Below are 20,290 nucleotides of genomic sequence, written 5' to 3'. Positions count from 1 at the left end.
TGCGTTAATGCGAGGAATAAAACTGGAGAAACAATGAAGTATTATTACTTATTTTGGGGGGTAACTATGACCTTTTGGCTTAGTGCTGGCATCATTTTTACCCTGTTAGCAATTGCGGTTATTTTATTTAAATGGGGTACGGTAAGGTGTGTTGGCGTCACACCGGTTAGAACGTTTACGTTCATTGCAATTTTATTTACATCGGGCCTAGACGTTGGCTTGATTATGTTTCCACTGACAGAGTTTGCAGGTTATGCAGACATAAAAGCAAGCCCAGAGTATGCGTTTGCCAATCCTCTAGCCATTGAATTTGGTTATTGGGGCTTCTTGATCTGGGGATTTTATTTCCTTACGTGCTTTTATTTCTGTGTAATAGAACCTAAAGTAAAATTCTTTGAAATTGCTTGGGTAAAACTAATTAATAACATCGTTATTATTGGTACATGCGCATTTACTGCATTTTTACTGCTGTCGAATTTACCTTGGTATTTACCGTCGCTTGGTGATGGTGAGTCAATTATTCCGACATTCTACTTAATGGTGTTTGCAGCGATTTGTTTTGCTGTGTATTCGAGCACAGACATTAAGTATGTACGCTTTTTAAGTATTTCTACTACTTGGTTGTTTATCGCTTTAATCGCATTTATGTGGTTCGGTGCCTTTGTTGGTTCTGATGCACAAACATCTGCATTTGTTGATAACCTTGCGTTGATCGGCGGTTACTTTGGCAATATCAATGAATTTATTTTACCGCTGAATGATTACCATGCCTTCTACCTGTTTTGGTGGTTTGCTTGGAGCATCATGATTGGTCAATTTACTTCGCGCTTTGTGGGTGGTTTAAAAACTTACCAAGTACTGGCGGCTATGTTGATTTTCCCGTCTATTCCAATCGCTATCTGGTTTAGTGTTTTGTATCAATATCATGAAGCTGGTATTGCAACAGCAGGCCTGAAAAACATCGCTATGGTGTTTGTTGGTGTGGTGTTTGTGATCAACTCACTTGATTCTTTGATCCGTTTATACACAGATAACCTAAACTTAACGGTGAAGCGTTTAGGTAAATTTAATTATATTGCCTTAAATGTGGTGGCACTTTCATTGTTAACCCTGCTGTTTAAGTTCGACTTTTTACAGATCCAATGGGTTGGTGCGCTCGTTATTGCGTTATTTTTTGGCTGTGCTGCGTTTATTGGCTACAGCAAGTTAAAAACAGTAAAAAATATCGAAGGCTCACCAAAAGACAATAAATTAGATTACACAAAAATAGAAACAGTTAGCTAGGGGAAACCAACATGACAACAAGACAAACAGTATTAGCAGCAGCGTTGCCATTGGCATTACTATCGACATCAGCCATGGCTGACTTATCGACTACGGTTACATTGGCTTCAGATTATACCTTTAATGGTGTAAGCCAAACCATGAATGACCCCGCGATTCAGGGTAGCTTAGATTATGCTTTTGCAGATTCAGGTATGTATGTAGGTACTTGGGCTTCAAATGTAGATTTTGGCGATGGCACAGACATCGAGTGGGATGCGTATTTTGGTAACTATGCTGAGTTAACTGACGCCCTTAGTGTTGATTATGGTATTGCTTACTACTCATACCACGGTGAAGATTACTCAAGCGATGGTAATTATTTTGAGACTTATGCAAAGTTTGGCTATACCAATAGCCTAGGTTTTACAGAACTTAACTTCTGGTACGCTTGGGATTACTTCGGTACCGATGCAGGGCATGTGATTTCTATGCTTGCCCATACCTTTGAAATTGCCCCAAATCATGCAATTCGTGCCAGTTTTGATGTATCTAACTCATTAGATGGCAATAAGTTTGCTTGGGATGGTAATGATAAGTCATACAACCATTATCGTTTAGCCTATCAAACAAGCTTTGCAGGTTTTGATTTTGAGCTTGCAGGCGAAAATACCAGCCTTGACTGGGATACCGCAGATGAGCGCATTGTCGCGTCTATTTCACGTAGCTTTGATTTATAAGTAGTGTTTTGTTAGCACAGCTTTAATAAAAACGGCTAACCTTTGTTAGCCGTTTTTTTATGCTTAGAATATGGGTATTAAATCTCTTCGCCTTCGTGCTGCATCGCTAAATCATCAAGCTCAGCAAGGGTGTAATCAAAGCCACTGGTATCGACTTCGTAGCGTATTTTCACGCCATAACCACCTTGGCAAAGGCTCGCAGTGACCTTAGCCACTGACCAATGCTTAAGCTTGTTTAAAAACCGATTGGCGGTTTGCTGTGAGTCAAAGCGATAACTGACTTGCGATTCCATCTCTTTTCTAGCCTAAATTTTTTCGAGAGTGTATGAAATTGCTCTGTTTAAATCAATTGCTCATTGAAAAACGCCAGTGTGCGTTGCCATGAAAGCTCCGCCTGTTTTTCATCATAACGAGATGTAGAGTCGTTATGAAAACCATGATTTGCTTGTTCATACATGTGCATCGTGTAAGGCACTTGATGCGCTTTTAAGTCGCTCTCATATTCTGGCCAAGTTGCATTAACGCGGTTATCAAACTCAGCTAAGTGTACTAGCAGTGGGGCTTTGATATTTTGTCTAAGCTCTTTAACAGCCGGAGTGCCGTAATAGGGTACGCCCGCATTAATTAGTTTGCTATCAACTGCAGCTAGGTAGTTAACCATATAACCACCAAAGCAAAAGCCTACCGCACCGAGTTTACCGTTACTATTTGGGTGTCTTTTTATGTATTCAGCTGCGGCGATAAAGTCTTGTTGGATTTTTTCTTTATCCATAGAGCGCTGCATTGCGCGGCCTTCATCATCATTACCAGGGTAGCCTCCAAGAGGGTGCAATGCATCTGGCGCAAAGGCAATAAAACCGGCTTTGGCAAGACGACGAGCAACATCTTTAATATAAGGGTTTAAGCCTCTGTTTTCGTGGATCACTAACACTAATGGGTGCTTACCCGTTAAATTAGCAGGCTCGACTAAATAACCTTTACCTTCGCCGTGACCTTTAAACGAATCAAAGGTTTTATAACTGGCTTTGATATCAGGGTCATTAAAGGATACTTGCTCAGCTAATGCGTAGTTTGGCAGTAAAGCGCTACTTAGCATTGCCATTGAATAGCCAAGGGCAGCTAAGCCACCCAGCTTTTTCATAAAGGTGCGACGGTCCATTAAGCCATGGGCGTATTCATCGTACCAATCGAAAGCTTCTTGGGGAATGTGATTATGGCGTTGCTCAGTCATACTTATATCCTTTAAAAACGAGTTAGGTTTATAACTTTAGCTGAAATATCAGCGATTAACAGCCAGTTGCTTTGTTTGTATTACCACGTCCATAAAACGGCGCTGCCAAATGGCCTTAAAGGCTTTGTTAAATAGGTATAAAAATATTAGCGGCATTAATAACAGCTTTAAAATCAGCAGTGACAAGATATTCAAAAAGTCGATAAATAAGTCTTCGACGGCAGCCACCATGTTGCTAATGCCAGAGCTGACGGTGTCTATAATTTTACTCACTTGCGACGATTGGTCTTGATTGAGTGATGCATTTAAGTTTTCTAGTTGTTCGTTTAAGGCATCTTTGTCTAGGTTCAGCTGTCTTTGCAGGTTTAGTACCGCATTAAATTGCGCTGTTAATTGCTGCTTTTTATCAAGTAATGGCTTGGCTTGTTCAAGCTCAGTGAAGGTCAGTCGTTCAGATAAGCTGCGGGTTGCTTGAATCGCTTCTATTTGGCCATCAACCTCTGCCAGCTTGACTTTAAGTTCTGTCGCTTGCTGGTGGTTTTTAATCTGCTGTTCATTTAATAGCGAGAGCTTGTCGAAGATGGTTTGTTTTTCACTATCAACCTCGGCTTTTAGCTTGGCAGATAAGGCAGAGGTATTATTTGCACTGCTATTCACCGTCTCGACTTTTTCGCTCACCAGTTCACTTTGCTGATTAATTTGCTCATCTAAGAATATCTGGCTAACAAGACCTGTTGTCAGCACTACCGCAGGCACTAAGAAGCGAATTAAAATCAGGCTTGCCATAATCTTATGACGCAAGTGAGGCAAATAGTTACGCCATTCACAAATAAAGTAAGCGACTACTGAAACAGTAAAAACACCACTAAAAATAACCCCAGAAGAAATCGTGTATAAAATGCGCTGTAAAAATAACGAGCCTATAGCGAGGCGCATAGCATCTGACATGTACTCTGCTAGGTCATTGACTGGATCGAGAAGCTGTGCAGGTTGAATGCTCGCAATACCAATGCCCACTTCGGCTGATTGCAACAGCGATATAGCAGCATTAACTGTACGAGATGAAGCGTACACTAGTGTTGATTGCACAAGGGCGCTGTCGATAAAGCGCATAATGAAATGGTTATAGTGCTCTAGCCAACAAAGAAGTAGCAGTATTGTAAGAGATAAATACTTGATAATATGTTGCTTAGTTAGCATAACGCCCCCGATAGTTAGTACGCTTCTTCACGCTACACTATTCATAGCCGTTGAAGCAATCTAATAGGATTGAATTATTTTGCCGATTAACTGTCTATGAATTGCTATTCATCGCTTTAGAGGAAATATGAAAGAACCTGCATCAATTGGCCAGTGCTGCATTGAAGATTTAGATCCCGTGCAAGACTTAGGTCGCTTAGTCTCTTACTTACGTTCAAACCTAGTGACTCATCTTGATAATGCGTTAGAAGATAAAGAACTAACGTCGGCCCAATACATTGTGGTTGTGCTACTTGCACGCGGTAAAGTAAATACCTTGGCTGAGCTTTGTGAGCACATGGTGTATGACCGTGGTGCCATGAGTCGCTTACTTTCTCGTTTAGAAGACAAGGGCTTAGTTGCTAAAAAGCAGTCAGTTGAAGATCGCCGTTCAACTCTTTTATGCCTCACAGATAAAGGCCAACAGCTTTACCCAGAAATTTTACCCACGGTAAATGATATTTATCGCAAAGCACTTACAGGCTTCTCTGATGATGAGCAAAATCAACTCGCAAGCTTGTTGTTTAGAGCAATTCATAATTTAAAAGCATAAATTTCTCTAAGCGGTACATTGTCGCTGAAGACGCATTTTGATAATATAGTTGCCTAGGCATTTAATTTTAACAAGTCCGGGTTGTTATGTTTGAATCATCTTTGCTTGCGCAGCTTCACGCTCAATTTCCAGCTCATCAATTTAGCCCCGAAGGTTTGTCGGTTGTTCACACAGGCCGCTTTGCCAATGCCATTGTTTATCGTTATAAAGACGCGAAATTTGATTTAATTATTAAAGACTTTCAGCACAGCCCATGGTGGGTGAAAAAAACCATCGCGCCGCTTTTTATCAATCAAGAGTACAAGGGGCTGGCACGCCTGCAAGACGTAGACGGAGTGGCCGATAACTTTTGTCGTTTGTCATCAATTGCCATTGCTTATTACTTTATTGAAGGTACGCCACTTCGTCAGCTTGCCTTGCAACAGCAGCATTTATCGGGTGAATTTTTTAAAGAGTTTGAGCGTTTGGTAGCAAAAATGCACCGCCGCGGCGTGGTGCACCTCGACTTACGTAATTTGGGTAACGTGATTTGTTCAACAGATGGCAAGCCTTACATTATTGATTTTCAGTCAGCGATTCGCTTTGCACGCTTTCCTCGCTGGTTACAGCGTTTTATGCGTGGTGCGGATATGAGTGGGGTTTATAAAGCATGGCATAAGTTAGCCAATGACTCGTTACCGCAAGCAAAGGCGGATTATTTGCACGACTTTAATCATGTGCGTAAGCGTTGGATTTTTAAAGGTTATCCGATTCAACGTGCCTATTTATGGTGTAGCGGGGCAGTCACTCAGATTCTTAATTCTGACTTTATTCGCAGTATATTAGATAGATTGTAAAAAGCGCGCTTGCACGCGCTTAGTGGGGGAGAACTAGTATTTAGGCCAACCGTTTGCATCCCAATTCAGTGTGCTGATGAGCAATTTAGGGGTGCCATTATCACCTGCATCATAAGCATGACGAACAATCACATCGGTATTTAAAATGTCTTGTCCACCAGGACCTACCCACTGGCTATTACCCGCATCAAGAATGCTACCGCCACTGGCTAACATGTCGGTGCCATTTTTATCTAGGTATGGACCGCGGATGTCACTAGAGCGGCCATACGCAATGCGGTAAGTGCTATTCGTGCCGTCACAGCATTTGCCAACCGACACAAACAAATAGTAGTAACCTTGGCGATACACTATGGTAGGTGCTTCGATACCACCTGAGCGACTTGCTAAAGAGTAGATTTGGCCAAATGGTTTCATGGTCATTGGGTTAATACGCGTTAGTTTAATACCCGAATTCCATGAACCAAAGGCAAGCCAAGGTGCACCATCTTTTGCTACCACCAGATCAGGGTCAATGGCGTTATAATTATTGCTATTAGTCGTGTTAATGACTAAACCATCATCACGCCAGTCACCGGTTGCCACACTACTTGCTGACGTAAGGCCAATAGCACTGACACGTGAACCAAAGGTCGAAATCGAATAATAAAGCCAGCTACGACCATTGTAGCTTTTTAATTCAGGCGCCCAGACATCAATGCCATCATGATCTGGCACATAGTTACTCCACCAGCTTAAACCATTTGAGAAAATTGGTTGCGCATCATTCCAATCTACACCGTTGCTTGAATATTTACCGTAAATACCAGGGCCTGTTTGAAAAACCCACCAAGTGCCATTTTCATAGCCAAGGGTTGGATCGTGGGTGACTAAATTACCTGTAAGTGGCCAGTGATCTGCAGCGCCATTAGTTGTGGATGGATCCCAAGGGGTTGATTCAACATTAGCAAGCTTGGTTAGCTGCCATTGCTGTGCATCGCTGCCGTTGTAGCTCCACTGGCTAATATTCGCGCCATCGTTGCCATCAAAAGCATAAAGGTCGAGTGCCTTACCACTGTGATCGTTAATGAAGCTGTAATAGCCGCTACCTTCATCATTAATTTGCCAGTGTTGGCTGGCAACATCAGCGTACTCATATTGCACCACATTACCGCCATCGGCAGTCGAGAAATCAAACACTTCGAGGGCTTTACCACTATTTAAGTTAATAACCGAATAGTTACTGCCACCTATGTTGGTGATTAACCAGCGCTGGGTGTCGTGATTAGTGTCAGCCCACTGACTAACATTTGCACCGTCGTTGGTTTGCGCGCTGGCTACTTCAACAAACTTAGCACTGTACTTTGATTTAATGGTGTATACGCCATTATCAATCGCATAAGAACTGGGCAGTATGAGGGTTGTTGCCAAGCTGAGTGCAGCTAGGGCTTTTTTTGAAAGTATCATTGTGTCTCCAAATCATTGTTATTGAGCTTTCCTTGTGTGTTCTGCTCCTTGGATGAGTTTTGATCTACAGCTACTAACTCAGTTAAGAGTATTGGTGCAAATGAAAACTATTTATAATACTTTATTATATTATTACTTTTGTAAAGGTGAATGGTAAAAATAATTAACAAAAATTTTACTTTTCACTGTTTTGGGGTGGGTTTTAGCATTTAGCTGAGATACAAAAAAGCCACTCAGTGAGTGGCTTTTCGGATGTTATTGAGTAATAAACTGGCTGGGAATATCCCATTTGAGGGTATGCAGTTGGCCTTGCCAAGTTTGGACGGTGATCCACAGTTTATCATCAGCTGAGATGGATTTAGGGGCTATCGCGTGGGCATGCTGGCCATGATTGGTGCCATGCATTATGCCTTCTTCATCTTTAGCAAACTCAGTCAGTGGTAAAGGCGCTTGGCCGATATTTAAATACGCCTGACGAACATTACTTATGTCACCTTGATTAAAGGCGATAAAGAAATCCTTAACATACTCATTGTGGTGTGAGTATGGAGCATCTTCATTAAGCGGCATCGGGGCGATTTTAAATTCGCCCGCTTGTTGTTCTTGCCAAAGTGCAGGAAACTGAGGGTTCAATGACTGATAAATAAACCACACAGGCAAAGCCAGTATCACAGCATGCAAAATATACTTTTTACGTTGCCACCAAGTTGCTTGTAAACGAGCCATTAGTTTGCCTCCTGAACGTTATTTACTGGCGCAGTTTGGCGCGCTTTTACAGGTTTGTTATTAACTAATTTAGCGGCATACATCATAAAGCCAGTGAGCGACATACCACTTAAAATTAAACCAAAGATAAACCAGATAACCTTTGTCCACAGACCGCCAATGTTACCGTAATGCAGCGGATCGGCGATATGCGAAAGAGTGAGTAGTCCCGACATGGTTTCAGGGCTTTTACTTGCTGCAATTTCACCCGTCCAAGGATTGATCGAGGTTGAGTAAGCGTAGTTATCGTAGAAAATAGTATCGCCACTGCCCATGATATTAAACATGCCGCGGTTATGCTCTGGCAGCATCACATAGCTAGGTTTGAAATCTGGGTATTTCTCTTTGGTAATTGCCAGTGCCGCTTTTAAGTCGGTTGGTGGTGTTTGTTTGTCCGCAGGTAAAGTTGAAACAGCCACGAGCGGCGCGTGCTCTTCTATGTCTATTTCGTTATGCCACATGATGGCTTGCACTAAATACCATAGGCCTGTGAGTGCCATTACTGCCATAAACCAAATTGACCAAACGCCACTTAGGGTATGTAAATCTTTTAGAAAGGTTTTTTTACCTTGATTAAAACGTAGTTTTGGCTGACTAAATGCGCGCCAAAAGTTTTTATAAATCACTAAACCAGTTACTAGTGCACCCAAAAGGACAAAAGCCATGGCGCTGACGAGGTAGTAACCTACGCTGTAACCTTCTTGCCAAGGAAAGAATAGCCAGCCGTGCAGGGTACGCATAAATTCAATGAATGAGATAGTGTCATTAACTGCTTGTACTTCGCCTGTGTATTGATTGACATAAGCTACAGCGTAAGGTTTGTCGGTATCAGTGAAAATAACCGCATTAACCAAGTAAGGCTCATAAGTAAGCACACTCATTACATCGGCAGTCGGGTAGGCTTTTTCAACGCTATTAATAACTTGATCAACCCCAAGTGCTGGTAAATCATTTGGGTTGCTTGCACGTGCTTCACTGTTGCTCAGCCAAGTAAGCTCATGGCTTATCACAGATACAGTACCTGTGACGCAGATAAAGCAAAATAGCACCCATACAGGGAGCGAAAACCAACCATGTAGTTGGAACCAAAGACGTTTACTCATGGTAAAAATAGCCCGACATTAATTGATGATAGTAATTGTTATCATTTAAATTGTACTACAATCTTTTGACCAAACACAATCTCTGTCGACGAGCTGCAAAAAAGGCGCTATTAAGCGCCTTTATCATTAGTTTGATTGAGGGTAACAATCCGTTGTGGGAAAGGAATTTCGATATCCGCCCCTTGAATTGCTTTAAATACATTGCGGTTCACCGCTAATTTGGTCTCAATTATTTTGGTGGTAGGCACCCAAAAGCGATAGCTTAAGGTAACGCCGCTTTCGGCAAAACGCTCAATACCGACTTGTGCATGAGGAGTATCGCTAACAAGCTCATGCTCGTCTAACACTTTTTCGATAAGCTCAATAGCGAGGTCTGCATTGGCATCATAAGCGATGTCTATTTCACCTTTAACTAATGAATAGCTAAACGAGTTATGTAAAATCTCACCAACAATATGTTTGTTAGGAATGGTGATTTCGACTTTTTCTTCGTTAATCAAAATTGTGTGACCAAGCTCAATGGTTTTAACTTGACCACTAACGCCTTTTACTTCGATGGTATCGCCAACAACAAAGGGCCTTGTTGCAATGATAGCAAGGCCCGCACCATAGTTTGAAAGCATGCCTTGCATTGCTAAACCAGCACCTAAAGATGCAGCACCAATGGCAGCGACAAAAGGGGTTACGCTGATGCCAATTTTGCCAAGGGCAATAACCAAGAACATGATGATCAGCAATACTTTGATGACATTACTGACAAAGTTGGTGAGGGTAATATCGATATTGTGACGCTGCATGAGGCCAGCAACCATATTCGATACTTTTTGCGCAATCCATAAGCCAATAAATAGAATTAAGATGGCACCTAAAATTTGCATACTGTAGGTGACCAAATATTCCATTATCAGATTGTAGTATTTTTCGACTTGCTGTATTTCTGAGTCAATCATGTGTTTTCCTAACAAGGTTACTGCGAATTCTGACTATACCAGAACATGCTGAATAACAGGATAGAGTATCGGCACGATTATAGCGCTGAGTAGCGCACTTAATGCCATCGCCACAGAGGCAAAGGCACCTGCTTTTGGCTGATCACTAATCAGTGATGCAGTTCCAATGGCATGGCAAGCGGTACCTATGGCAACACCTTTTGCTTGGGCATTGCGGATATTTATCAGCGAGAAAATCAAATTACCAAATATAGCCCCAAGTACGCCAATAAAAATCACCATGGCTGCCGCTAAAGAAGGTATGCCGCCTAGCGACTCTGTCACTAACAAGGTGATGGGGGTTGTTACAGACAAACTCGCAAGAGATGCGCTTAACTGTGCCGGGGCTGCAAAAAAATAACATATAAGCGACGCGACCAAGGTGGCATTGATCACCCCTAAACTACAACTTATAAGGATTAGTAGCAGGTTCTTTTTGACATGGATAAATTGCTGATAAAGCGGTAAAGCCAATGCCACAATGGCAGGCTCAAGTAACCAGCTTAAAACTTTACTGTGCTCGGCAAAAGGCTCATAGGGGAGCTTAAGCGCCACTAACAACGCTGCAGTTAACACAATTGCCCAGCACACAGGATTACTAAGCGCTTTAGCCGTAGCGTGCTGGGTTTTCGCGTTTAAAAACCGCAGAACTAAGAAAAGTACAATAATGCACGGGACGCTGAGCCACCATAAACTAACTGTCATTTTCACGGCCTTTAAAATAGGCGATAACAGTGCCTATGAGTAAAACACTGGTCAGTGGCACGACAATAAAAATAGTCAGTAATAAAGGCCAGTTCTGCGAAATTAAACCTAGATGCTCAATAATGCCAACCCCTGCAGGGATGAAGAACAACGGCATGTAATTAAGTAAAGGGCTGGCAGCTGGTTTTAAATGATGTTCTTTAACGAGGCCCGTTAACAGTAGCACGAGAAGTAACACCATACCGAGTAACGGGGCAGGGAAAGAGCTTTCAAGCAAAGCCGTTAAAAACTTTGCAACGGCTAAGCAAGTAAGAATAATGACACTACTGATAAGGTATTTCATAAGTCAGGATAATTGCGAATAAAGTACAACTACATCATACCCTTGTCAGTTGTACTATGCGACTTTAGCTTACCATGATTTGGCATTATTAAACTGAATATCCTCTGCGCCTTTCGCCTTTGCAATCGCTTTTTTAGTATTTGGATTCATCAGTAAGCGAATTTGACTCCAGGTTTCTTTAGCGAGAATCTTGCGTTGCTGTGAACGGTAGCTTTGCTGAGTAATTCGTTTAATTGCAGCAAGGGTATCCGGCGAGCGCGCCATGAGGGTTTCTAGTACAGCATCGGTTTGTTTATCAACGTCATCAGTGAGTTGTGTAACTAAGCCATACTCTTTTGCGTCTTCAGCCGAGACCGGCCCTGCATGACTTGCCAACCAAAGTGCTTGGTCACGCTTCATTAAGCCAGCAAGCACCACGTTAGCTCCCATATCAGGACACAAGCCCCAACGCGCTTCCATGATCGCTAATTTAGCGTTTTTATCGACGATGCGGTAATCAGCACCGAGTGCGATTTGCATACCGCCACCAAAGCAGTGTCCGGTTACTTTTGCAATCACCGGAATACTTAAGTCTTGCCAACCTAGCACTACTTTTTGCGCTAAGTTTTGGTTTCCTGGTAACCACTTGAATAAAAGCTTGATGATATTGCTTGGCTTTTTCATTACCGCAGCAACATCCAGTCCAGAGCAAAAGTGTTCGCCTTCGCCAGAGATAACCACCGCACGTAAGCTGCGATCGCGTTTAATTTTTTTGATTACGTTTGAAAGCTCGACAAACATGGCAAAACTGAGCGCATTTTGTTTCTCTGGACGAGCAAGGCTAACCCATGCGACTTGTTGTTTTATTTCTAGTTTTATCATGGTAACTCCTCTGACCTGTTTGCTAGAGCTTACGAGTTAATTACAACTAAGTAAAGAATTGCTGATGTGTCGCAAGGAATCATTATATTTTCCAAAAATGGGTAACCTTGTCATATATTTAGTTACAAATTGGTGTATATTTTTAAAACAAAGATGCTAGTTCATCGCTAGTTTGATTTTGTGATTAGTTAGATACTTTCGCAAAATCCCATGACACGACTAGACTTAGCTTTAAGTCGCGCTACAAGGAGTAAATATATGCTGATGCGCAAAACAGCTCGCATAACAAAACAATCATCTCGTTCTTTGGCTTTTGCTGCAATTTCTGTCGCATTAACAACCACATTGGTTGGCTGTTCAGATGATAAAGCACAACAACAAGCTACGCCGCCACCGGCTGTATCAGTATTTAATGTCGTCACACAAGAAGTTGGTAATTACCGAGAATTTGTTGCTCGCACTGAAGCATTCCAAGAGGTTGCGATTAGAGCCCGTGTTGAGGGTGAACTCATTGAACGCCACTTTAATGAAGGCTCATCGGTTGAAAAAGATCAGCTCTTATTGCGTATTGACCCATCTGAGTACCGCTCGACTGTGTCAGAAGCTGAAGCTGATTTAAAAAGTAAAATTGCCGCAGCAGGTGCCGCTGAACGTGATTTAAAGCGTGGTAAAGATGTGGCAGCGCAAGGTTTTATTTCACAATCAGACCTCGATAAACTAACTACTAATTTTGAGCAAACCACTGCAGCGGTAAAAGCCGCAGAGGCTGAGCTTGAAAAAGCGAAACTCAATTTAGGGTATACCGAAATTCGAGCGCCGTTTGCAGGGCGCATAGGTAAAGTAAACTATGACGTGGGAAATATTGTCGGCCCATCATCCAATGAACTAGCAGAGCTGACCGATGTCGACCCAATTTATGTGAGCTTTCAGGTTGAAGAAGCTGACTACATCTCTTATCGCCAAAATCATCAAGCACCGTCAGATAAAGACCCTCGTGATGTGCCTATTGATTTAACTTTACGCTTACCGAACAACTCGACTTTCGCTGATAAAGGCGTACTTGATTTTGCTGATACCAAAATTAACCGTAATACAGGCACGGTTGAACTTAGAGCTGCATTCGATAACCCAGATGGCATTGTCATGCCTGGCTTATTTGTCACTTTAATCGTTGAAAGCACGAACAAAAAAGAGTTGGCGTTGATCCCGCAGGTCGCAGTGCAAGAAAACCAACAAGGTAAGTTTGTGCTTGTTGTTGATGACGAAAACAAAGTGGCGATGCGAATCGTTAAGCTGGGTCGTCGTATTAATGCAATGTGGGTGGTTGAGTCAGGCTTAGAAGCTGGTGAAAGAGTGATTATTGAAGGCTTACAAAAAGTTCGCCAAGGCGTTGAAGTGAAAGCTGTTGAAAAAAATGTCGATGAAACAACCGGCACTATTTCTAGCAAAGCTAACTCTTAGGAGTGAGATATGATCAGTAAAACTTTTATATCTCGCCCAAAATTTGCCTTGGTAATTTCGATTGTTATTACCATTGCGGGTTTAATATCAATGGCCTTGCTGCCAGTGAATATGTATCCGCAAATTACCCCTCCGCAAGTACAAATTAGTGCTAGTTACCCAGGTGCAAGTGCGCAAATTGTAGAAGAGTCGGTGATCCGGCCCATAGAAGAGCAAGTTAATGGCGTTGAAGATATGATGTATATCGAATCAACATCGTCTAATAACGGCACGGCCAACATAACTGTTTATTTTAAGGTCGGCACAGATACAGATATTGCCCAAGTTAATGTGCAAAACCGTGTGGCACTTGCAGAAGCTGGGTTACCTGAAGAAGTTAAACGCCAAGGTGTGTCGGTTAAGAAAAAATCGAGCTCGATGCTTCTCGGTATCAACTTATACTCGAATCAAGAAAATATCGACGCTATTTTCTTAAGCAACTATGCAACCAACTACTTAACCGAGCCTCTTGGCCGTATTAATGGGGTTGCATCAGCTGAGGTAATGGGTGAACAAACCTATTCAATGCGCTTGTGGTTGCGCCCAGATCGAATGGCATCATTGGGTTTAACTGTTTCAGAAGTTCAAGCCGCGCTACAAGAGCAAAATACCATCGTAGCAGCGGGTAAGCTGGGTGCTGCACCCTCTGCACCGAGCCAGCAATTTGAATATTCGATTCAGGCAAAAGGGCGTTTAAAAACCCCTGAAGAGTTTGGTCAAACCATTATTCGCTCGAGCAAAGATGGTAACTTTGTGCGCTTAAACGATATTGCCCGTATAGAATTAGGTGCGGCAAGCTACAGCACAACAGCAAAGTTAAATCAGCAAGACACTGCATTCTTAGTTATTTATCAGCTAACAGAAGCGAATGCGACACAAGTTGCCAACGATGTAAAAGCGCGTATGGCTGAGCTTGCTAAACAGCTACCTGATGGCGTTGAGTACTCAATTCCTTATGACACGACAGAGTTCATTAATCGCTCGATTGATGAAGTGGTTGTCACCCTTGTCCAAGCGGTGGGCTTGGTTATTTTAGTGGTATTTTTATTCTTACAAAATTGGCGCGCTACGCTCATTCCAACGGTGGCTATTCCGGTATCTTTGGTGGGGACTTTCGCGTTTATGATGATGATGGACTACTCCATCAACTTAATCACCTTGTTCGGTTTAGTGCTTGCAATAGGTATCGTAGTAGATGATGCCATTATTGTTATTGAAAACGTTGAACGAATACTAAAAGAAGAAAAGCTACCAATTAAAGAAGCGGTTACCAAAGCGATGGAGCAGGTATCGGGGCCAATCGTGGCAACGACCTTAGTACTGCTTGCGGTGTTTGTGCCAGTAGGCTTTATGCCGGGAATAACCGGGGAGCTATATAAGCAATTCTCGGTGACGATTTCTTTTGCGGTACTCATTTCATCTTTAAACGCACTGACATTAAGCCCTGCATTGTGTGCTTTATTGTTAAGCGAAAAGGCCATGAAGCCGATTAAGTGGTTAGCCCCGTTTGAAAACATCATTACTCGCTCAACCAAGGGTTACAGTAAGGTTATTAACTTTATTCTCAAACGTAGCGCGAGAATGGCACTATTTGCTCTGGTAATTTTTGCTGCCGCAGGGTGGCTAGTAAAAACAGTGCCTACAGGCTTTGTGCCAGCAGAAGACCAAGGCTTTCTGTTTGTTGATGTGCAATTACCAGATGCGGCAGCAAGCGGTCGTACCCAAGAAGTGATGCACAAGCTGGGGGATATTGTTAAAAATGAACCAGCGGCAACCGATTTTATTGCGGTGTCTGGTTTCTCATTACTCGGCGGTGCGGGTTCTAATAATGCGCTTGGTATCGTGGTACTCAAAGATTGGGAAGAGCGAACCAGCCCTGAGCTTGGTTTACGAGCTGTACTAACCCGTTTAATGGGGCAGTTTTGGGCAATGCCGGATGCGCAAATCATGGCCTTTAATCCGCCTGCAATTCCGGGGCTTGGTAACAGTGCTGGTTTTGAGTTTAGATTACAAGACAGTGAAGGGCGTGAGCCTGCTGAGCTTGCTCAAGTATTAAATGGCTTAATTTATGAAGCAAACCAGCGTCCAGAGCTTTCAAATGTTTACAGTACATTTAGAGCGAATGTGCCGCAGTATTTCCTTGAAATTGATCGCAATAAAGCAAAGGCTCAAGGGGTGGCGCTTAGCGATATTTTCTTAACCTTACAGGCGCAACTCGGCTCGTTATACATTAATGACTTTAACCAGTTCAGCCGTACTTACCGCGTTATCATGCAGGCGGAAAGCCGTTTTCGTCAAAACCCAGCAGATTTACAGTACTACTATGTACGTAATGATGAAGGGGCAATGGTGCCGCTCACTACATTAGCTAAACTTGAGCCAATCCTAGGTCCAACAAGTTTAACGCACTTTAACTTATACCGCAGTGCAAGCATTAGCGGACAACCAGCAGCGGGTTATGCCAGTGGTGATGCGATTAAAGCGATGCAAGAGTTGGCCGAGCAATTACCTACAGGCTATGTGTATGAGTGGGCTGGGCAATCTAAACAAGAGATTGAAGCGGGTAACATGGCGCCAATCTTATTTGGTTTAGCGGTGGTGTTTGTGTATCTATTCTTAGTAGCGCAATACGAAAGCTGGACAATTCCGTTCTCGGTCATTGCAGCAGTGCCGCTGGCGTTATTTGGTGCCATGCTTGCGTTGTATGTGATTGGTATGGAAAACAACATCTATGCACAAGTTGGTTTAGTGCTACTGATTGGCCTTTCCACTAAAACTGCTATCTTGATTGTTGAATTTGCTATGGAAGAGCGCGCGGCAGGGAAAGGTATTTTTGAAGCAGCCCTCAACGCGGCAAAATTACGATTTAGAGCGGTATTGATGACGGCACTGTCGTTTGTGCTTGGCGTATTACCGCTGGTGTTTGCAAGTGGCGCAGGGGCGGGTAGTCGCATATCGCTCGGTATTACCGTGCTATTCGGGATGTTAGCGGCAACTATTTTTGGCACTTTACTTGTTCCGCTATTTTATACGCTCGTGCAATCAATGCGCGAAAAAATAAAAGGCACAGCAACTACAGAGTAAAAAGTCTTATAAATTACAAAAAAGTCAGGGTAACCTGGCTTTTTTTTGGTAAAAATCAAAACAGGTTTGTTATCATAGCCTGATTCAAAAGTGACACACATGTGCAGAGGTTTAAGGAATGGCTGGTCCACGCTTATACAGTGAAGAAGAAGTAACACATCAGGCGTATGATATCTTTTTAGAGTTAGCACCTGATAACTTAAGCGAGCAAGATATTGCTGATTTTAACGAGCACAGAGAAGAGCTTGGTTTTATTGAAGAAAGTGAGCCTGACGATCAGTGGCAAGATTTTGTCGCATTAGAAATTGAACCTGAGCTATTTGTGCAAGTCTTAGTAGGACTTGAATTCGACAATCAAGATATTTTGTTTGCGAAAATTTTAATTAGCCGAGACAAAGATGCACCGTTTTGCCACATTCTTTGGAAAGATAGCGAATAACTCTCCAGCCGATGTTTGACTCTAGTTTTAAGACCATAAAACGAATTTTTTTGGCCGCCTTGCTTGTTAGCAGTGGACAGGCTTTTGCTGTTGATCCGTTTGAAGACTTTCATGAATACGGGCAGCTATCAGAAGAAGAGATCCATCAAATCCATAAAGGCGAATTGCTATACGGAGATATGGAGTTTGGTTTTATGGTAAGCCGTGGCAATACCAACTCAACCAGCTTCAAACTCAAAGGTAACCTTTATCAAGATTTTGAAAAATGGCGTAACCAATTTAAGCTCGATACCTTATATAAACGTGACCGTAACGAAGAAACCGGCGATGAAGAAGTGTCTGCTGATCGTATTTTCGTGTCAGGCCAAGGTAACTATAAGCTAAATGTAAAAAGTGAGTCATTTTTCATTTATGGTGACTACGAGCGAGATAAATTTAGTGGTCTTGAGTTTAAGAGCACCATAGCGACGGGTTACGGTAACCGTATTTACCAAGGCAGTAAAAATAAAGTCGATATCGATGTGGGACCGGGTTTATATCGCTCAGTGGCGGATCAAGATACAGCCACTGAAGAAGATGAAACAAAAACAGGTTACCTGCTTCGTTTAGCGCTGCAGTGGGAACGGACAGTCTCCACTCGTACTCGCTTTAATCAAGATGTGAGTTATGAACAATCGTTATCGGGATTAAACTCGCGTTTAAAATCAGAAACGTCATTGATCAGCAAAATTATGGGTGATGTATCACTCAAATTTACCTATATGTATCGCTATAACTCAAAACCAGAGGAAGATAAGCTCAAATACGATTCTGAGCTGAGTGCGACCTTTGTTTATAGCTTTTAAGAGAATCTCTTCGTATGTATCAACATAAGCAGTACGCTATTTTTATCTTTGTAATTTTAGGCTGGATAGGCGCTTTTATTGCCTTAGCTTGGAATTTAATTGGCGCCGATATACCTCTTATGGTGTTTAGCGCAATTCTAGTGCTGGTGGGCTTTTTGTTCCATGGCTTAACAATAAAAGTAAGTGATAAAACGGTAAGTTGGGCATTTGGGCCAGGTGTGTTTGGTAAAACCGTTAGCTTTGATGAGATTGAGTCTGTTCGAGCGATAAGTAACTCATTTCGGCATGGTGTAGGTCTGCGCATTACGCATGATGGGTGGGTTTATAGTGTTTCAGGGTTCAGTGCAGTCGAACTGGCAATGAAAGATGGTACACACTACCGTTTAGGAACCAACGACCAAGAAGGTTTACTGGCTGCGCTTAAAGAACATGTTGCAGAACCTGTGACAGACGCTTCTGTGGATACAGAAGAAGTAGTCGAATAAGCTCACAGCAGATATAAAAAAAGCGCCAATGGCGCTTTTTTTATAGTCATGGTTTAGTGGCTGTGACCACAACCACCTTCACCGTGGACATGACCATGTGCTAATTCTTCTTCAGTTGCATCACGTACTTCTAGCACTTCAACATCAAAATGTAGGGTAATACCTGAAAGAGGGTGGTTACCATCTACAATAACGTCTTCATCTTGAATTTCGATGATCATCACCGATTGATCACCGTCATCTGTCGTAGCGCGGAACTGCATACCCACTTCAATTTCCATACCTTCAAACATTGATTTTGGTACGGCTTGCATTAGATCATCATGGCGCTCACCATAGCCTTGCTCTGGTTCAACAGTAACGCTGAATGTATCACCCGCTTCTTTACCTAATAGCGCATTTTCGAGGCCTGGAATTAAGTAACCCGTGCCAACGATAAACACCAGTGGCTCACCATCGAAAGAATTGTCGATGGTATTTTTGTTATTATCCAATACTGAATAATGCATTTTTACCACTTTGTTTGCTGCTACGATCATAGTCATTCCTATTTATTCATCTTCGAGAGAGTAAGGCAGAGCTTGAATTGATAACTCTACCTGAGGGAGGTGTTTTGCTCGCAAAATTTGGCCTGCTTCATTGTCGTTAGGAAGCACAACCAGACCCATTAAGGTTTGCGTTTGTTGATTATAACTTTGGCTAATAAGCTTGCCAGCGCGGCGCCAGTTTTCGCCCATTTGTGTTTCAAGTTCAAGCTCATCAAGTAAGCCTTCAGCTTTGCCCGAAACTATATACATAGCACGTTTATTTTTACCTAGGTATTTCATACGGGCGACGGTTTCTTGACCTGTGTAGCAGCCTTTTCTGAAACTGATACCACCAAGCGCTTGCAAGTTAACCATTTGCGGTACATATTCGCCGATAGCGTCGCTGTTTAATGACGGCTCACCAGCGGTAATAGCTGCCTGTTGCCATAACGCGTCATCATCAAGGGCTGTAACGTTATCAGGCAAACTAAACTCATCATTTACCATAAGTAATACGCGGTTATCAGCAAGCTTTAACGCTTTACCGCCTGCAAAATCGACTGCGCTGTGCTCATCGTCAAATTTAATTGCTAAGGCGTCTAAAGTCGCTGTTAGGTCATCACCTAATAAGCCAATTAGCTGATTTTCGCATTGCTGAATTTCTACTTGCGAAAATACCGCATATTTTTTTAACTCGACTAGTGATTGCTCAACTTCAGGTTTTGAACCTGCAAGGTAATAGCTATCAAGATATGAAAACAATCTAAACACACCCCAAAGCTTGCCTTTTGCATTACAGTGACCAGCCCATAGGAAGTTATCATTATTTAGTTTGTTGATATCTTGAGTAATTTGTCCGTGAAGGTAAGACAACTTATCTTTGCCTGTTAGGCTGATAAGTGAATGAGATAAAGGACATGCGTAAACAGTCGACATAAAAACCTTCTTTACGATATGAATGAGCGCTAATGATAACTTAGTTAGGGTAGCAATTTAAATAGCTGTTTATTCGATGGCAATTTGGTAAACTGCAGACAAATAAGTACGAGGTTTAAAATGACTGAAATTCACAGTAAAGAACGTATTCGTTGGGCATGCCGTCGCGGTATGTTAGAACTTGATGTTTTATTTATGCCATTCGTTGAAGAAGCGTTTGACTCACTAACAAAAGAGCAACAAGCCGTTTTTCAACGCTTACTTGAAAGCGATGATCCTGATTTATTCGCTTGGTTTATGGGCCACGAAGAGTGTAAAGACTCTGAACTTAACGGTATGGTCTCGTTAATTTTAGACCGAGTTCGTGTATAGATTTACCGTTACAAATAATACCCCAGAC

Annotated in this window: 22 protein-coding genes; 10 read left to right on the top strand and 12 right to left on the bottom strand. The window is 42.4% G+C overall.

Going from position 1 to position 20,290, the window contains the following annotated elements:
- Positions 1-66: 66 nt before the first annotated feature.
- Both P4S60_RS12670 and P4S60_RS12665 read left to right on the top strand, forming a co-directional pair.
- Positions 67-1,284 (top strand): choline transporter, encoded by a 1,218-nt coding sequence (locus P4S60_RS12670; RefSeq protein ID WP_058586477.1) that lies wholly within the window; start codon positions 67-69, stop codon positions 1,282-1,284.
- An 11-nt stretch (positions 1,285-1,295) separates the two neighbouring features.
- Positions 1,296-2,003, top strand: coding sequence for a TorF family putative porin (locus P4S60_RS12665; protein WP_337116164.1), 708 nt, complete (start codon positions 1,296-1,298; stop codon positions 2,001-2,003).
- A gap of 77 nt (positions 2,004-2,080) precedes the next feature.
- On the opposite strand, the gene P4S60_RS12660 is transcribed toward P4S60_RS12665, so the two are convergent.
- From P4S60_RS12660 to P4S60_RS12650, 3 genes are read right to left on the bottom strand one after another with little or no spacing between them, the layout of a single operon-like run.
- Positions 2,081-2,296: a hypothetical protein gene (locus P4S60_RS12660; RefSeq protein WP_054562273.1), complete on the bottom strand. Its 216-nt coding sequence runs from the start codon at positions 2,294-2,296 to the stop codon at positions 2,081-2,083.
- Between the two features lie 47 nt (positions 2,297-2,343).
- The gene (locus P4S60_RS12655; protein WP_337116163.1) at positions 2,344-3,234 is read right to left on the bottom strand and encodes a dienelactone hydrolase family protein; all 891 of its coding nucleotides are present in this window, start codon (positions 3,232-3,234) and stop codon (positions 2,344-2,346) included.
- A 48-nt stretch (positions 3,235-3,282) separates the two neighbouring features.
- Positions 3,283-4,434, bottom strand: a complete 1,152-nt coding sequence (locus P4S60_RS12650; RefSeq protein ID WP_337116162.1) for a hypothetical protein — start codon at positions 4,432-4,434, stop codon at positions 3,283-3,285.
- 127 nt (positions 4,435-4,561) lie between these two features.
- On the opposite strand from P4S60_RS12650, the gene P4S60_RS12645 reads away from it, so the two are divergent.
- Both P4S60_RS12645 and P4S60_RS12640 read left to right on the top strand, forming a co-directional pair.
- Positions 4,562-5,026 (top strand): MarR family winged helix-turn-helix transcriptional regulator, encoded by a 465-nt coding sequence (locus P4S60_RS12645; RefSeq protein WP_337116161.1) that lies wholly within the window; start codon positions 4,562-4,564, stop codon positions 5,024-5,026.
- An 86-nt stretch (positions 5,027-5,112) separates the two neighbouring features.
- Positions 5,113-5,862, top strand: coding sequence for an RIO1 family regulatory kinase/ATPase domain-containing protein (locus P4S60_RS12640; RefSeq protein ID WP_337116160.1), 750 nt, complete (start codon positions 5,113-5,115; stop codon positions 5,860-5,862).
- Positions 5,863-5,895: 33 nt separating this feature from the next.
- Here P4S60_RS12640 and P4S60_RS12635 read toward each other — a convergent pair whose 3' ends face one another.
- The 7 genes from P4S60_RS12635 to P4S60_RS12605 all read right to left on the bottom strand — a co-directional run bounded on the left by P4S60_RS12635 (position 5,896) and on the right by P4S60_RS12605 (position 12,074).
- A complete protein-coding gene (locus tag P4S60_RS12635; RefSeq protein ID WP_337116159.1) occupies positions 5,896-7,308 on the bottom strand; it encodes a family 43 glycosylhydrolase in 1,413 nt (470 codons plus the stop codon).
- Positions 7,309-7,563: 255 nt separating this feature from the next.
- Complete coding sequence (locus P4S60_RS12630) at positions 7,564-8,034, bottom strand: hypothetical protein (protein ID WP_337116158.1); 471 nt, start codon at positions 8,032-8,034, stop codon at positions 7,564-7,566.
- A complete protein-coding gene (locus P4S60_RS12625) occupies positions 8,034-9,185 on the bottom strand; it encodes a PepSY-associated TM helix domain-containing protein (RefSeq protein WP_337116862.1) in 1,152 nt (383 codons plus the stop codon). The genes P4S60_RS12630 and P4S60_RS12625 overlap by 1 nt, the downstream gene beginning before the upstream one ends.
- Positions 9,186-9,286: 101 nt before the next feature.
- Positions 9,287-10,126 carry a mechanosensitive ion channel family protein gene (locus tag P4S60_RS12620; RefSeq protein ID WP_337116157.1) on the bottom strand — a complete coding sequence of 280 codons (840 nt, stop codon included), beginning with the start codon at positions 10,124-10,126 and terminating at the stop codon, positions 9,287-9,289.
- Between the two features lie 33 nt (positions 10,127-10,159).
- Positions 10,160-10,870 (bottom strand): LrgB family protein, encoded by a 711-nt coding sequence (locus P4S60_RS12615; RefSeq protein WP_105175282.1) that lies wholly within the window; start codon positions 10,868-10,870, stop codon positions 10,160-10,162.
- A complete protein-coding gene (locus P4S60_RS12610) occupies positions 10,860-11,213 on the bottom strand; it encodes a CidA/LrgA family protein (RefSeq protein ID WP_105175281.1) in 354 nt (117 codons plus the stop codon). The genes P4S60_RS12615 and P4S60_RS12610 overlap by 11 nt, the downstream gene beginning before the upstream one ends.
- Before the next feature lie 69 nt (positions 11,214-11,282).
- Positions 11,283-12,074, bottom strand: coding sequence for a crotonase/enoyl-CoA hydratase family protein (locus tag P4S60_RS12605; RefSeq protein WP_063706431.1), 792 nt, complete (start codon positions 12,072-12,074; stop codon positions 11,283-11,285).
- Between the two features lie 258 nt (positions 12,075-12,332).
- On the opposite strand from P4S60_RS12605, the gene P4S60_RS12600 reads away from it, so the two are divergent.
- From P4S60_RS12600 to P4S60_RS12580, 5 genes are all read left to right on the top strand, one after another.
- Positions 12,333-13,535, top strand: a complete 1,203-nt coding sequence (locus P4S60_RS12600) for an efflux RND transporter periplasmic adaptor subunit (RefSeq protein ID WP_229677542.1) — start codon at positions 12,333-12,335, stop codon at positions 13,533-13,535.
- A 9-nt stretch (positions 13,536-13,544) separates the two neighbouring features.
- Positions 13,545-16,658, top strand: a complete 3,114-nt coding sequence (locus tag P4S60_RS12595) for an efflux RND transporter permease subunit (protein WP_337116156.1) — start codon at positions 13,545-13,547, stop codon at positions 16,656-16,658.
- Between the two features lie 118 nt (positions 16,659-16,776).
- Positions 16,777-17,097 (top strand): HI1450 family dsDNA-mimic protein, encoded by a 321-nt coding sequence (locus P4S60_RS12590; protein WP_063706435.1) that lies wholly within the window; start codon positions 16,777-16,779, stop codon positions 17,095-17,097.
- Between the two features lie 11 nt (positions 17,098-17,108).
- Complete coding sequence (locus P4S60_RS12585; protein ID WP_105175279.1) at positions 17,109-17,942, top strand: DUF481 domain-containing protein; 834 nt, start codon at positions 17,109-17,111, stop codon at positions 17,940-17,942.
- Between the two features lie 14 nt (positions 17,943-17,956).
- Positions 17,957-18,427 carry a hypothetical protein gene (locus P4S60_RS12580; RefSeq protein WP_337116155.1) on the top strand — a complete coding sequence of 157 codons (471 nt, stop codon included), beginning with the start codon at positions 17,957-17,959 and terminating at the stop codon, positions 18,425-18,427.
- A 53-nt stretch (positions 18,428-18,480) separates the two neighbouring features.
- Here P4S60_RS12580 and P4S60_RS12575 read toward each other — a convergent pair whose 3' ends face one another.
- Complete coding sequence (locus P4S60_RS12575) at positions 18,481-18,966, bottom strand: FKBP-type peptidyl-prolyl cis-trans isomerase (protein WP_063706439.1); 486 nt, start codon at positions 18,964-18,966, stop codon at positions 18,481-18,483.
- Positions 18,967-18,978: 12 nt separating this feature from the next.
- The gene (gene ygfZ, locus P4S60_RS12570; protein WP_337116154.1) at positions 18,979-19,890 is read right to left on the bottom strand and encodes a tRNA-modifying protein YgfZ; all 912 of its coding nucleotides are present in this window, start codon (positions 19,888-19,890) and stop codon (positions 18,979-18,981) included.
- 120 nt (positions 19,891-20,010) lie between these two features.
- Here ygfZ and P4S60_RS12565 point away from each other — a divergent pair, with 120 nt between their 5' ends.
- Positions 20,011-20,262, top strand: a complete 252-nt coding sequence (locus tag P4S60_RS12565) for an FAD assembly factor SdhE (protein ID WP_337116153.1) — start codon at positions 20,011-20,013, stop codon at positions 20,260-20,262.
- The last annotated feature ends 28 nt before the right edge of the window (positions 20,263-20,290 follow it).

Source organism: Pseudoalteromonas sp. Hal040 (genome assembly GCF_037162425.1).
GTDB lineage: Bacteria > Pseudomonadota > Gammaproteobacteria > Enterobacterales > Alteromonadaceae > Pseudoalteromonas > Pseudoalteromonas gelatinilytica.
Note: the sequence above shows the minus strand (reverse complement) of the source record. Positions and strands in the feature narration are given on the sequence as shown.